A 14,312-nucleotide genomic window follows, 5' to 3' on the forward strand; every position below is an offset into this window, starting at 1 on the left:
CATCCGTTTTTGTCCGTCATGGCCTTGATGACGGACGCTTTCTCCCTTCGTGCCTTGCCACGAATCTTTTTTCACATAAAAACAGAGCCTGATTCAAGACTCAGGCTCTGTACACAATCATGGCTGAAAAACAGTATATCTGCTCTTCATCCTCTTCTTCAGGTATGACCGCGACATTGTATTTAATGTCGAGAAGTTTTTTTTCATCTAGCTTTTCAAGAAACACGTTCATATCCTGTTCGAGATCTTTTTCATGCTCATGATCAAACACTCTGACCTGGATCAAGGGAATCTTCCTTCCTTTTTACCATCCATTCTGGCCAGATTTTCAGAATCTTATAATTATGGGCGTTTTGTTTCTCCGCCCCAGCTCATCATGCCGCCAACCATGTTACGGACTTTGTAGCCTTGCTCGTTCATGTAGTGGCAGACATTGCCGCTGCGTGCGCTTGAACGGCAGATGAAGATATATTCTTTGTCCTTGTCGAATTCGTTCATTCTTTCAGGAATTTCGCCCATTGGGATGTGCTTGGCTCCAGGGATCATGCCGGATTCAACTTCGTCATGTTCACGTACGTCCACCATTTCAGGCTTTTCGCCTGCTTCCAGTTTCTTTTGAAGCTCTTCAGTTGAGATTGTTTCAATTTTATTCATAAGTCATTTCCTCCAATTTTCAATAAAATTTATCCTTATTCAAGGATCAATACACCATATTGTATTTTCCCCTATTTATTATATAAAAACTCCTTTTATAATACAAAGAAAAAACCTCATGGGGTATTCTTATATAAAAACAAAGGACCGCCATAGCGATCCCTTGCAAAACGTATTAGTTAGCGACAATGTTGACAAGCTTTCCTGGTACTGCTATCACTTTTCGAACTGTTTTGCCGTCGATTTGTTCCTTAACGGTATTATCGCCCATCGCGATCTGCTCAAGAGTTTCTCTGTTTGCATCGGCAGGTACCATCATTTTTGCTTTGATCTTGCCGTTCACCTGAACAACGATTTCAACTTCGTCATCGACAAGCTTGGCTTCATCATATGCTGGCCATGCTGCATAAGTGATAGACTCGCTGTTTCCAAGCTTTTCCCAAAGTTCTTCTGTGATATGCGGCGCTATTGGCGCAAGCATTTTCACGAAACCTTCGACGTATGCCTTAGGAAGCTCCTCAGCCTTGTATGCTTCGTTAATGAAGACCATCATTTGAGAAATCGCTGTGTTGAAACGAAGTCCTTCATAGTCTTCTGTTACCTTTTTAACCGTCTGGTGGTAGACTTTTTCAAGGTTTTGGTTTTCCACATCTTTGATCTTCGAGCTCAGGCTGCCGTTTTCATCGACGAACAGGCGCCAGATACGGTCAAGGAATCGGCGTGATCCGTCAAGTCCATTTGTAGACCATGCAATCGAAGCTTCAAGCGGTCCCATGAACATTTCGTAAAGGCGAAGTGTATCCGCACCATGGCTTCCGACGATTTCATCCGGGTTGACGACATTGCCTTTTGATTTACTCATTTTTTCATTATTTTCACCAAGGATCATCCCCTGGTTGAAAAGCTTCTGGAATGGCTCTTTCGTATGGACAACACCTACATCGTAAAGGACCTTATGCCAGAAACGAGCGTAAAGCAAGTGAAGTACAGCGTGCTCCGCGCCTCCGATATAAATATCAACAGGCAGCCACTGCTTTAATTTTTCTTCATCGGCAAGTGCCTGGTCATTCTTCGGATCAATATAGCGCAAATAGTACCAGCAGCTGCCACCCCATTGCGGCATTGTGTTCGTTTCCCTGCGGCCTTTTTTGCCTGTTTCAGGATCCACTACATTCACCCAGTCATGAATATTGGCAAGTGGAGACTCGCCTGTACCAGAAGGCTTGATATCCGTCGTTTTAGGAAGAACAAGCGGAAGCTGGTCCTCCGGAACTGCTGTCATTGTGCCATCTTCCCAGTGAATGATCGGAATCGGCTCGCCCCAGTAACGCTGGCGGCTGAATAGCCAGTCACGAAGACGGTAAGTAACCTTCTTCGTACCGATACCTTTTTCCTCAAGCCATGCAATCATCTTACTGATTGCCTCTTCCTTGCCCATTCCGTTAAGGAATTCAGAGTTGATGTGCTCGCCGTCGCCAATGTATGCTTCTTTTTCAATGTCTCCGCCGGCAACGACTTCCTTGATCTCCAAATCGAATTTCTTAGCGAACTCGTAGTCACGCTCGTCATGTCCCGGTACTGCCATGATGGCGCCAGTTCCATAAGAAGCAAGAACATAGTCCGCGATCCAGATTGGCATTTTTTCTCCATTAACTGGATTGATTGCATAGGCCCCAGTAAAGACGCCAGTTTTGTCCTTGGCAAGATCTGTACGCTCAAGATCGCTCTTGCTCTTGATTTCATCGATATATTTTTCGACTGCTGCTTTTTGTTCTGATGTAGTGATTTTATCAACTAATTGATGCTCAGGTGCAAGCACTGCATATGTTGCGCCGAACAGTGTATCCGGACGTGTTGTGAAAACCGTGAATGTACCTTCATGTCCTTCGATGTTAAAAGTGATTTCCGCACCTTCCGAACGGCCAATCCAGTTGCGCTGCATATCCTTCAGACTCTCCGGCCAATCAAGCAAGTCAAGGTCTTCAAGAAGGCGGTCCGCATAGGCAGTGATCCTCAACATCCACTGTCTCATCGGACGGCGTTCCACCGGATGTCCTCCGCGCTCACTTTTACCGTCGATCACTTCTTCATTCGCTAAAACTGTCCCTAGTGCCGGGCACCAGTTAACAGCGACTTCGTCAATGTACGCAAGCCCTTTTTCATAAAGCTTAAGGAAAATCCACTGAGTCCACTTGTAGTATTCAGGATCAGTCGTGTTGACTTCACGGTCCCAATCGTATGAAAAACCTAATGCCTTGATTTGGCGGCGGAACGTATTAATGTTCTTCTCGGTGAATTCTGCCGGGTCATTCCCGGTATCCAGCGCGTACTGCTCTGCTGGAAGTCCGAATGCATCCCAGCCCATTGGATGTAGGACGTTGAATCCCTGCATCCTTTTCATGCGGGAAAGGATGTCAGTTGCCGTATAACCTTCCGGGTGTCCAACGTGAAGGCCGGCACCAGAGGGATACGGGAACATATCAAGTGCGTAAAACTTCTCTTTCCCTTTATCTTCAGTTGTTTTGAAGGTTTTATTCTGTTCCCAATAAGCTTGCCATTTACTCTCGATTTCCTGATGGTTGAAACTCATCGCAATGTCCTCCTGTTTGATTTCGATTTATTTTTTATTTTTAGCGGATGAATTTTTGCAAATAAAAAACTCCCGCCCCTGTAAAAAGGGACGAGAGGTTATGTATGATCTCCCGCGGTACCACCCAAATTAGTGTGTAACACTCGCTTCATTCATCCTTAACGCGGAAAACGGCAAACGCTACTTGTTTGTTCACGTCTGCGACTCAAAGGCGAGTTCATGATGGATCCCGTCTGGCTTGCACCAACCGCCAGCTCTCTACAACAGGCTTTACACCACTACTGCTCCTTATCGAAGTCTTTCGTTATGAATATAGAGTAATTGTAATAAAATTCCCCTGCAGATGCAAGCGGGGATGGAAATAAATGATTATGGAGAGTAGTTTATGAGTGGGCGCGGTGTTTTGTGTAGGATTTCCACCTTGTTTTCGGACACATTTTTGGAAAAAATCGTGGAGAATTTCCAGTTCGCGGAATCGCGATTGATTTTCGCGGAATCAACTTGTACTTTCGCGGAATTACGGTGAATTTTCGCGGAATTAACCTCTCATATCGCGGGATTCCAAGACTTTTTTCAAAAAACAAATGAAATTAAAGGATTTTTAGCGGCGATAACGAATGTACTTGGTAAAACTTAATATGGAGTGATGCAAGTGATCGCAAAATATCGTACAATCCCCATGGAAATCCTCATTTATGAAGCCATTATCCGCCGTTTGCCTGATCACCACCCTCGAAAACCTGAATTCCTCTCCAAACTAAACCGATGGAAAGCAGGATACAAGGGGGAAAAAGAAGTAGACTACTATCTTTCCCTGTTTCCCGACGACGACTTAACAATTTTTCAATACCTCAGGCTTCCCCACCATAACGGTCATTTCCAAATTGATACTTTGATCATCAGCGCCTGGTTTATAGCAGTTATCGAATCGAAGAATTTTGCAGGCACGATTGAACTCGACCCTGAATTGGATCAATTGCTCCAGAATTCAGATGGCGCAGAAAAGGCATATAGCAATCCAATTTAACAAGCTGAAATCCAAAGTTCCCACCTCGCCAAGTGGCTTCTTAAACACCAACTTCCTCTGCCTCCGATAGAGATGTTTGTTACAATCAGCAATCCTCAGACCATTATCAAAAATCCATACCACCACAAAGAAGTAGCCTATAGACTATGTCGGACAGCAAGAATTCCTTTCAAGATTTCCACTTTAAAATCAAAGCATGATAAAGAACAACTGACAAACAAGGATATAAAAAAAGTTACCAGGCTGCTGCTCAAACAACATGAACCTTTCATACCCGATCCGAAATCACTGGATATCCCTCCGGATCTTATTACCGGTTTCATGTGCCCCCATTGCAACACTTTCAGGATGGACCGCACCCATGGAGCATGGTTTTGTAAAAATTGCGGGAAGACATCAAAGGAAGCACACAAGGCTGCTGTGAGAGATTATTTTCTTTTATATGGTCCGGTTTTTAACCAATATACAATTGAGGAAATTCCTCCATATTGATTCAGAAGATACAGTCACTCGAATCCTCCATTCAATGAATCTTCATACTGCCGGTACCACCAAAAACAGAACCTATTCCCCGCCAAAAGATTTTTTCAACTGACCATTTTAATATAGTACTATTAAAGTAAAAAGATAGATGAAATGAGGCGGACCAAATGAAGGTGACTCTTTTTGCGACTTGTTTGGTTGATCTGTTCCAGGGCAATGTGGGAAAAGCGACGGTGGAGCTGCTGGAGCGGCTTGGCTGTGAAATTGACTTTCCTGAAGCGCAGGTTTGCTGTGGGCAGCCTGCGTATAACAGTGGCTATGTGAAAGAAGCAAAAGCGGCGATGAAGTCGATGATTGATACATTCGCAGATGCCGAGTATGTTGTCTCCCCTTCTGGCTCATGCATTGCGATGTTCCATGAATATCCTCATATTTTTAAGGGGGACCCAGTTTGGGAACCGAAGGCGAGAAATCTTGCGGAAAAATCGTATGAGCTGACGCAGTTCATTGTTGATGTTTTAAAAGTCGAAGATGTCGGAGCCCGGTTTGAAGGAAAGGCAACCTATCACACCTCCTGTCATATGACAAGGCTGCTGGGCATTAAACAAGAACCTATGATTCTTTTAAAAAATGTAAAAGGGCTCGAATTCACCGAGCTCCCGGGCAAGGAGCAGTGCTGCGGTTTCGGCGGTACTTTTTCAGTGAAAATGGCCCAGATCTCTGAGCAGATGGTCGATGAAAAAGTCATGCATATCGAGGAAACAGAAGCGGAATATTTGATTGGGGCTGACGCTGGATGCCTGATGAACATCGGCGGACGGATCGATCGAAAGGGCAAGCCGATCAGGGTTCTGCATATCGCAGAGGTGTTGAACAGCCAGTAAGGTTGTAATTAAGTTACTGAAAATCCGGTAATGCGGATTAACCGATAAGGAGGAATTCCTATGCCAATGAAAATCGGGACTGATGACTTTAAAGAGCGTGTTGCAAATGGCATCGATGACTCATTCATGAGAGGCGCGGTTGCGGGTGCGCAGGAGCGGATGGGGACACGCAGGCAGGATGCTGCGGATGAACTGGGGAACTGGGAAGAATGGCGCAGTCTTGGAGAGGAAATCCGCCAGCATGTGCTCGACAATCTCGATTACTATCTGGAGCAGCTGAGCGAAAATATTGCCAAGCGCGGCGGCCATGTTTTTTTCGCTCAGACCGCTGAAGAGGCAAATGATTATATTAAAAGCATCGTGAACAAAAAGAACGCGAAAAAAATCGTTAAAGCGAAATCAATGGTCACGGAAGAAATCAACCTCAATTCCACTCTTGAACAGGCTGGCTGCACGGTTGTGGAAACGGATCTTGGCGAATACATTCTCCAGGTGGATGATCATGATCCGCCGTCGCATATCGTTGTCCCAGCTTTACATAAAAACAAAGAGCAAATCCGGGACGTTTTTGCCAAAAAACTCGGCTACCAAAAGACGGAGAAGCCAGAGGAACTCGCCTGGCATGCCCGAGAAATGCTGAGAAATGAATATTTGACTGCAGACATCGGGATCACCGGCTGCAATTTTGCCGTGGCGGAAACAGGGTCGTTCGCCCTCGTCACAAATGAAGGAAATGCGGACCTGGTGACTTCCCTGCCAAAAACACAGATCACAGTGATGGGGATGGAGCGGCTCGTCCCGACATTCGAAGAGCTGGAGGTACTGGTCAGCCTGTTGACAAGAAGTGCTGTCGGGCAAAAGCTGACGAGCTACATCACGGTTTTGACAGGACCACGTGAGGAGCTGGATGTCGATGGACCAGAGGAATTCCATCTTGTCATCGTCGATAATGGCCGCTCCAAGATTCTTGGGACCGAGTTCCAGCCGATCCTGCAGTGCATCCGCTGTGCGGCATGCATCAATGTCTGTCCGGTTTACCGCCATGTCGGCGGGCATTCCTATGGCTCCATCTATTCCGGTCCGATAGGCGCGGTGCTGTCCCCGCTGCTCGGCGGGTACGATGAATACAAGGAGCTTCCCTATGCCTCAACACTGTGCGGAGCATGTACGGAAGTTTGTCCGGTAAAAATTCCGCTTCATCAGCTTTTGCATAAGCATCGTCAGGTGATCGTCGAGGAGGAAGGCAAAGCACCGATTTCCGAAAAACTCGCCATGAAAGCGTTCGGGCTTGGCGCAGCGTCCCCGATGCTGTATAAGTTCGGGTCGAAAGCAGCCCCTGCTGCGATGAATCCTTTTACATCTGGAGATAAAATTTCAAACGGGCCCGGACCGTTAAAGGCCTGGACAGAAATCAGGGAATTCCCAGCTCCAAACAAAGAGAGATTCAGGGACTGGTTCAAGAACAGGGAAAAAGGAGGCGGGAAATTATGACGGGGACCATTCAAAACCGGGATGCATTCCTCAACCAGATCGCCAATTCATTGGGCAGGAGCCGGCGCAAGAATGGTGTCACGGTACCTGATTGGCAGCACCGGCCTCAGGATGAAGTTTTAAGCGAGGCAACTACCGATGAGTTAGTCGAAGTCCTTAAAAATCAATGCTTGAAAATCCACACAAGCCTTGTGACGACAGACCTGGAAACTCTGCCTTCTACTCTGGATAAGGTTGTCCACGACTATGGCGGCGGTCCGGTTGTGTCGTGGAAGGATCAACGTTTTGCAGACTGGGGACTTGATTCACTGATGAAAAAACAGTGGCCTTCTGAAAATATTGAATTCCATCAATGGGATTATTCAAAGGGCGAGGAAAATATCCGCCAGGCTGAGCGGGCGAATGTCGGAATCACGATTAGCGAATTCACCCTTGCAGAATCCGGCACCGTCGTCTTACTTAGCAACCAGGATAAAGGACGGACAGTCAGTTTCCTCCCTGCCACCTATATAGCATTGATTCCTAAAAGTACAATCATACCGCGCATTACCCAGGCAGCGCAGAAGCTCCGGGAAATGCATCTGTCCGGAAAAAAAGTGGCCTCCTGCATCAACTTCATCACAGGGCCAAGCAACTCAGCGGATATTGAGCTGAACCTGGTGGTCGGAGTACATGGACCAGTAAAAGCTACTTATATCGTCATTGAGGATTTGTAAAAAAAGCCGGCTTCCGAAAAGGGAAGCCGGCTTTAAACTTATTGAATGGTATAACCTCCGTCAATGACTGCCGCCTGGCCAGTGATTCCTTTTGCAGCGTCACTGGCCAGGTAATGAACATAACTTGCGATTTCCTCGACAGCCAGCAGGCGTTTCTGGGGCACGAGCGGAAAAATGACTTCTTCAAGAACCTTTTCAATTGGGACATTCCTGGTCTCCGCCAGGCTTGATAGCTGATTGCGAACCAAAGGGGTATCGACATATCCCGGGCAAACAGCGTTGACGGTGATTCCATGTTCGGCGGTTTCAAGTGCAGCTACCTTCGTCAATCCAATGACTCCGTGCTTGGCGCTGTTATATGCTGCCTTACCGGCAAATCCGACTAGCCCATTGATCGACGCCATGTTGATGACCCGGCCAAAACCTTGCTTTTTCATGACCGGCAGTACATATTTCAAGGCTACAAACGGTGCTGTAAGCATGACTTTTATCAACAGTTCGAATTTTTCCGTCGGGAAGTCTTCGATCATGGATACATATTGCAGGCCGGCATTGTTAATGAGAACATCAACACGGCCAAAGTGGTCGACGCATTTCGCAACTGCCTGCTCAATGTCTTTTTCGCTGGTTACATCACATTTCAAACCAGCAGCTTCATGTCCTGATTCATGCAGACTGGCCGCTGCTTTTTCTACCGTTTCTTCCTGTAAGTCTGTCAAAAATACTTTTCCGCCCTGTTCAGCAAAACTCTTGGCGATCTCATACCCGATTCCCTGGGCGGCACCGGTTATCAGGACTACTTTATCTTTTAGCATCGGGAAACTCCTTTCCTTAAATACCTAATCCTAGTGAGAATAGAACAATCGCGATAGCCACACCAATCAGCGGAACAATGACCGTCACTGCTGCCACTGGATTGTAGGCATCCTGATGGGACTCGCCGCAAATCGCCCTGACAGTCGTAACCACGTAACCGTTATGCGGCAGGGAATCAAGCGCTCCGGAGGAAATCGCCGCTACCCTGTGCAATGCTTCCGGATTGACGCCCATGTCCATGTAGTGAGGTGCAAGTAACGGAAGCGCGATTGCCTGACCTCCGGAAGCCGAACCAGTCATCCCGGCAATGACGCTGACGGCAATCGCCGCCCCGATCAACGGGCTACCAGGTATATTCGTCATCGCATCAACTGCGGTTTGGAAAGCCGGCACCGCTTTCGCCACACCGCCAAACCCAACAACGGCAGCAGTATTTCCGATCGCAATCAAGGCGCCCATCGTTCCTTCTGAGAGTGCTTCCCAGAAATTTTTGAAATACTTGCGATTCAGCAAATAGGCAGATACAACCCCTCCAAGCAGAGCGATGATCAGTGCTGATTGTTTTAATGAATCATGGAAAACGAATGAAATCACTAACACCACAACCAAAGGAATCAGACCCATCAGAGGATGTGGCAGCTCTCGTTTTTCCATCATTGGATCGGTCTTCCTCGCTTCAAATTTCTCCCCTTTTGCTATGGCTTTTGTGATCATTCGTTTCAGCCACCAGTAACCGAAAATCATCATGAAGACGGCAACGATGGCGCTGACCTCCCAGCCTGCAAGCGGAGAAGTATTGAGGAACTCAATCGGAATCCAGTTCTGGATCTCTGGAGAACCTGCAGAAGTCATGGTGAACGTTACCGAACCGAAGGCCAGTGCAGCCGGAATGAAACGCCTTGGCAAATTGGCTTGCCTGAACAAGCTTAAAGCCATTGGATAAACAGAAAACGCTACGACAAACAAGCTTACTCCGCCATATGTCAACACAGCGCAGGCAACGACAATCGCAAGCACGGCATACTTCATCCCCAGCTTTTCGACGATGAACTCAGACACGCTGTCAGCGGCTCCGCTATCTTCCATCACCTTTCCAAAAATTGCCCCAAGCAGGAACATCATGTACCATGCAGTAACGAAACCCGAAAAACCAGACATATAGTTCCCTACGAAGTTGGCCGCACCTTCTTCAGCCAGCTGCGGAAACAGCGGCATCCCGCTGAACACAGCTACAAACAACGCCGAAATCGGCCCGACAATAAGCAGATTCATCCCCCTCATCGTCAAATAAATCAACAAAGCCAGACCGCCAATCAATCCAATCATACTCAGCATTCTTTTTCCCCCTTGTTATATTAAAGTGAACAAACAAATAAAAACTGCCCTCCTCGCCAAAGTTGTGGTAACGCTTACAAAAACCTAGAATAAAATTGCTGTATTATCTTATTGCAACTTTCGTGCCAACTTTTCGAACCAGGTGGATCGGTATGTATTCATAATTTTCAGTTACCTATTTCCGGATTTCCGGACTCTATCATTCTTCTATTCCTTTTACTTAATAGAAATTTGTTTTTTTGACCTGTCCTTTTAGCGTTGATAAACACCATTCATACAGTGATAACCCTTTTAAATATTGCTAGAAAATAGGAAAGTCCGGAAATTCGGACAGCATTCCGAATTTCCGGACTACAAGAGACCGTATTTATTTAGTTTTTCATACAGTGTAGATTTACTGATCCCGAGCTCCCTGCCCACCAGCATTTTGTCGTCATTATTCCTATCAAGGCTTTGTTTCAATACCCATTTTTCTGTTTCTTCCACAATATCTTTTAGCTTCTTATTCTTGAACCGATAAATCGCTGTCTGTGATTGCAGGTAATCCGGCAAAGAATCCAGCGTAATTTGTTCTCCTTTGGTCAAATGAACGGCAGCTTCGATGACATTTTGCAGTTCGCGGATATTTCCCGGCCAGCTGTATGATTTCAGGATTTCCATCACATTCCTTTCCATGCCTGCAATCCGCTTGCCCAACCGATTTGTGACCTTTTCGATAAAATAGGCGATCAGAAGGCTCAAGTCCTCCGCCCGTTCCCTTAATGGAGGGACGCTGAACGGGACGACATTGATCCGGTAAAATAGATCCTCTCTGAACCGTTTCTCCTCAATCATGTTCTCAAGCGGCCTGTTTGTGGCAGCGATGATCCGGACATCCACCGAAATCGATTTCGTCGAACCAATCGGCTCTATTTCCCCGTCCTGAAGAGCACGCAAAAGTTTTACCTGCATGCTCAGCGGCATGTCGCCAATCTCATCAAGGAAGAGGGTGCCGCCATTGGCCAGCTGGAATTTCCCCTTCTTTCCACCTTTTTTCGCACCTGTAAAAGCTCCTTCTTCATAGCCAAACAACTCGGATTCCAGGAGGTTTTCGGGAATTGCACCGCAGTTAACCTTGATGAAAGGCTTCTGGCTCCGGCTGCTTAACTGGTGGATGCTGTGGGCAAACAGTTCCTTCCCTGTTCCGCTCTCTCCCCTGATTAAAATCGAAATATCGCTGTTGGACACCATTTTCACTTTTTCTTTTAAACTGACAATCTGCTGCGACTCGCCAAGGATATCATCGAGCGTATATTTCACCCCAGAATCAATTTTTTGGATATAGGGCTGCATTCTTGTGAGCAGGCTTTTTACATGGCTGTCCATTTTCATCCATTCCTGTGTGTCCCTGAAAAAGACAGTGCCGAACGCTGCAACTACCTCGCCATTTTTGATGATGGGCACCCGATTGGCAATCATGTAATTGCCTTTGATATATTGCAGGTCGGCCAGTTCTTCCTTCCCGGTTTTGGCCACAATATGCATCCTGGTATTCTCGATCACTTGCGTCACATGCCGGCCAATCGTTTCTTCACGATTGACTTCAAGGAATTCACAATAATTATGGTTGATATAGATGATTCTTCCTTCTTGATCTACCACCACAAGCCATTCAAACGCATTCTCGACAATCGTTTCAATAATGTCTGCCGGGATATGTAAAAGCTTTGTATTCATAGTCCGCCACCTGGTTTTTCTTTTGATTTTATCACATTTTTCTGAAAATATTAACACGCACAAAAAAAGCACCTGAAACAGGTGCTTTCGTCTACATTAACTGCATAGTCGTGATGCAGGTCGCATCGTTTTTAAAAGTGGATATTTCCGATTCAACACTTTTACCGTTGTATCCAATCTTTGTTTTATACTTTTTATCATGAGGAAGCCACAAATCGATGAACCCATTTTGCTGGGACATCATTTTCTCGTCAACGACCACGTTTCCGGCCTCATCCTCAATATATACATCAAACTCTTTTTCAACCAATTCACCTTGACAACCTGTCAAGCTATGATTCGTTCATGGATGGGTTTGATTTTCATAAGGTGCGATTGAGACGAAGAAGTCTTCTTCCGAGATGTCATAGACTTGCTTGTCCCCTTCACTATCAGCAATCGTCAGCTCATGTGAGGTGATGGAAGCATTGTCGCCCTCAATTTTGCCCGTGCTGTAATCACTCACCAATTCCTTGATGTTCTGTTGTTGTTTTTCAGGTTCGGCAGATTCTTCTCCGCCACTGCAGGCAGTCAACAAACCGGCAGCCAAAAACGCCATTCCGAGGATTTTAAATTTCAACCCATTCACCCCCTTGTCTTTCAAATTATGATTATATCATAATCCCACGTTCCTATATTAGATGTAAAATATGCATTTTTTATCGAGAAAAAATGCATAAATTGTGACTGATTAGAAAAGGAGCTGGACACCTCGGCCCAGCTCCCTGTTGTTTATTTATTTGTACAGCAAACGTTGTGATGGCACATGGTTGGAGTTACTTTTAGCTTTGCGCTTGTGCAAAGCGAATTGAGACTCTATTAACTTTGCAACTGTGCCACACGTATGGAGAATGTTATAACTTTGCGACTGTGCTGCACGTATTGAGACTCTTTTAACTTTGCGCTTGTGCAACAACATTATGGGATACCTTTATTTTCCGGTCATAAACAACGGTCGTGAAGATCCCGACAAACATGATCACGATCAGGATTGCGAATAACATTGGCATGCCGTACAGGTCGACAAGGATGCCGCCCATGAGCGGGCCAATCATCCTCCCGCCAGTAGCGGTACTGTTGACGATTCCCTGGTAAAAGCCTTCGCGTCCTTTTGGAGCCAGGTCATTTGCGATGGTCGGAACAGCCGGCCAAATCAGCATTTCACCAATCGTCAGGATCATCATGCCTGCAACGAAGCCTGAAAATGCTTGGGCTCCTGCCGCAACTGCATAGGAAACCATGAAGATGACCATTCCGAGGATGATCTGCAGCTTCAGTTTATTCTGGAACGGCTTGATCAGCCTGTTCACAATTGGCTGGCCAAGAACGATCAAAGCACCGTTTATTGTCCAGAGAATGCTGTATTGGTTCAGGGAGATGTTCAGTTCCTGCGTATAGGCTGCAATAGTTGTTTGCCATTGTACGTACCCAACCCAGCAAAGCAAATAGCCAACAGCCAGGATCAAAAGCGCATACAGCTTGGCATGGCTTTTAACGGCACCATTTTCCTGGAGGACGTTCGTTTGCATCGCCGCCCTGGTATCGATGCTGCGATAGCCCAGAATAGCAATCACCATGAAAATCAGGTACATAGCTACATTCGCTATGAAAATCAGCTGGAATGAATAGGATGCGACAAGTCCGCCAAGCGCTGCCCCAACTGCGACTCCAAGATTCTGAGCCACATAAATGGCGTTGAACGCTTTACGGCCGCCCTCTTTCCAGACCGAACCTGCCATTGCGTACATCGCCGGAAAGACGATTCCGGAACCAAAGCCGACCACTGTCAAAAAGAAAATATACTGCGGCCAGCCTGGCCAAAAGGTCAAGCCGAGCAGTGCCACAATGGTGATGCTGATTCCAAGAATAATAGACTTGTAGCCGCCGATTTTATCAAAAAGGCTGCCGCCAAAAAGATTGCCGATCACGCTGGCAGCAGAATTCAGCATTAGTACAATCCCGGCAACAGAAAGCGACTTGCCCAGATGCTCATGTATATAAATGGTGTTCAAAGGCCATAAAAAAGAGGAACCAGTAACATTGACTGCCATCCCGATAATCAAAAGCCACAAGGCTCTAGGCATCATATAACGCCTTCTTTCACTAAATTAATTTCGAATAACAAAGTAATTTTAGTGGTTTTTATCGTGGGTTGCAATAGGAATTTATGCAGGGATTTGAAGTTGAAATTTTCTATTTTTTCTCTTAATATCTGGAAAAAATCAGCTGTTTTTTCCAGTTTGCGAATAAACTGCTATTTTTTGCGATTAAAAGCGTTTTTTTTCGCGAATAAAAACAATTTTTTGCGAACAAATCCAGTATTTTGCGAATAAAGCCTGTCCACCTCGAAAAATTACCCAGTTTTTCACCTAACGGACTGACTTTTCACCCCTTGTATGAACATTAAATCTAGTTTTCACCGTTTTTACAATTAAATTTTTGCTCCATATAGAACTCATCCTTGACTCCTCTTGAAATTTCTGCAAAACTAAAGAAAACACCGTACAAACTAGCATTTGCACAGTGTTTTCCTATTTATCTATTCTCTAAATTTACTATTC

12 protein-coding genes and 1 other annotated feature are annotated in these 14,312 nt (G+C 45.8%); of the genes, 4 read left to right on the plus strand and 8 right to left on the minus strand.

The features are described 5' to 3' along the window. Positions 1–100 precede the first annotated feature (100 nt). The 3 genes from J7E38_RS17220 to leuS form a co-directional block, all read right to left on the minus strand. Positions 101–286, minus strand: a complete 186-nt coding sequence (locus J7E38_RS17220) for a sporulation protein Cse60 (RefSeq protein WP_144477167.1) — start codon at positions 284–286, stop codon at positions 101–103. A 56-nt stretch (positions 287–342) separates the two neighbouring features. Further along, on the minus strand, positions 343–654 hold the full coding sequence (locus J7E38_RS17225; protein WP_214709165.1) for a rhodanese-like domain-containing protein: 312 nt from the start codon (positions 652–654) through the stop codon (positions 343–345). Between the two features lie 175 nt (positions 655–829). Next, positions 830–3,244 (minus strand): leucine--tRNA ligase, encoded by a 2,415-nt coding sequence (gene leuS, locus J7E38_RS17230; RefSeq protein WP_214709167.1) that lies wholly within the window; start codon positions 3,242–3,244, stop codon positions 830–832. An 83-nt stretch (positions 3,245–3,327) separates the two neighbouring features. Then, positions 3,328–3,548: a binding site (T-box leader), on the minus strand. Between the two features lie 348 nt (positions 3,549–3,896). Here leuS and J7E38_RS17235 point away from each other — a divergent pair. The 4 genes from J7E38_RS17235 to J7E38_RS17250 all read left to right on the plus strand — a co-directional run bounded on the left by J7E38_RS17235 (position 3,897) and on the right by J7E38_RS17250 (position 7,845). Further along, complete coding sequence (locus tag J7E38_RS17235) at positions 3,897–4,271, plus strand: nuclease-related domain-containing protein (protein WP_214709169.1); 375 nt, start codon at positions 3,897–3,899, stop codon at positions 4,269–4,271. A 650-nt stretch (positions 4,272–4,921) separates the two neighbouring features. Continuing rightward, positions 4,922–5,638 carry a (Fe-S)-binding protein gene (locus tag J7E38_RS17240; protein WP_214709171.1) on the plus strand — a complete coding sequence of 239 codons (717 nt, stop codon included), beginning with the start codon at positions 4,922–4,924 and terminating at the stop codon, positions 5,636–5,638. Positions 5,639–5,698: 60 nt separating this feature from the next. Next, on the plus strand, positions 5,699–7,129 hold the full coding sequence (locus J7E38_RS17245) for a LutB/LldF family L-lactate oxidation iron-sulfur protein (RefSeq protein WP_214709173.1): 1,431 nt from the start codon (positions 5,699–5,701) through the stop codon (positions 7,127–7,129). Next, the gene (locus J7E38_RS17250; RefSeq protein ID WP_251030376.1) at positions 7,126–7,845 is read left to right on the plus strand and encodes a LutC/YkgG family protein; all 720 of its coding nucleotides are present in this window, start codon (positions 7,126–7,128) and stop codon (positions 7,843–7,845) included. The genes J7E38_RS17245 and J7E38_RS17250 overlap by 4 nt, the downstream gene beginning before the upstream one ends. A gap of 38 nt (positions 7,846–7,883) precedes the next feature. On the opposite strand, the gene J7E38_RS17255 is transcribed toward J7E38_RS17250, so the two are convergent. The 5 genes from J7E38_RS17255 to J7E38_RS17275 form a co-directional block, all read right to left on the minus strand. Beyond that, complete coding sequence (locus J7E38_RS17255; protein ID WP_214709175.1) at positions 7,884–8,660, minus strand: 3-hydroxybutyrate dehydrogenase; 777 nt, start codon at positions 8,658–8,660, stop codon at positions 7,884–7,886. A 16-nt stretch (positions 8,661–8,676) separates the two neighbouring features. Continuing rightward, a complete protein-coding gene (locus J7E38_RS17260) occupies positions 8,677–9,996 on the minus strand; it encodes a GntP family permease (protein WP_214709177.1) in 1,320 nt (439 codons plus the stop codon). 351 nt (positions 9,997–10,347) lie between these two features. Continuing rightward, positions 10,348–11,712 (minus strand): sigma-54 interaction domain-containing protein, encoded by a 1,365-nt coding sequence (locus J7E38_RS17265; protein WP_214709179.1) that lies wholly within the window; start codon positions 11,710–11,712, stop codon positions 10,348–10,350. Positions 11,713–11,803: 91 nt separating this feature from the next. Next, positions 11,804–12,331, minus strand: coding sequence for a CueP family metal-binding protein (locus J7E38_RS17270; RefSeq protein WP_251030377.1), 528 nt, complete (start codon positions 12,329–12,331; stop codon positions 11,804–11,806). Between the two features lie 313 nt (positions 12,332–12,644). Beyond that, entirely contained in the window at positions 12,645–13,835 is a 1,191-nt protein-coding gene (locus J7E38_RS17275) for an MDR family MFS transporter (protein WP_215038752.1), read from the minus strand. Positions 13,836–14,312 lie beyond the last annotated feature (477 nt).

Origin of the sequence: Bacillus sp. ISL-35 (genome assembly GCF_018613355.1) — a bacterium.
Lineage (GTDB): Bacteria > Bacillota > Bacilli > Bacillales > Cytobacillaceae > Mesobacillus.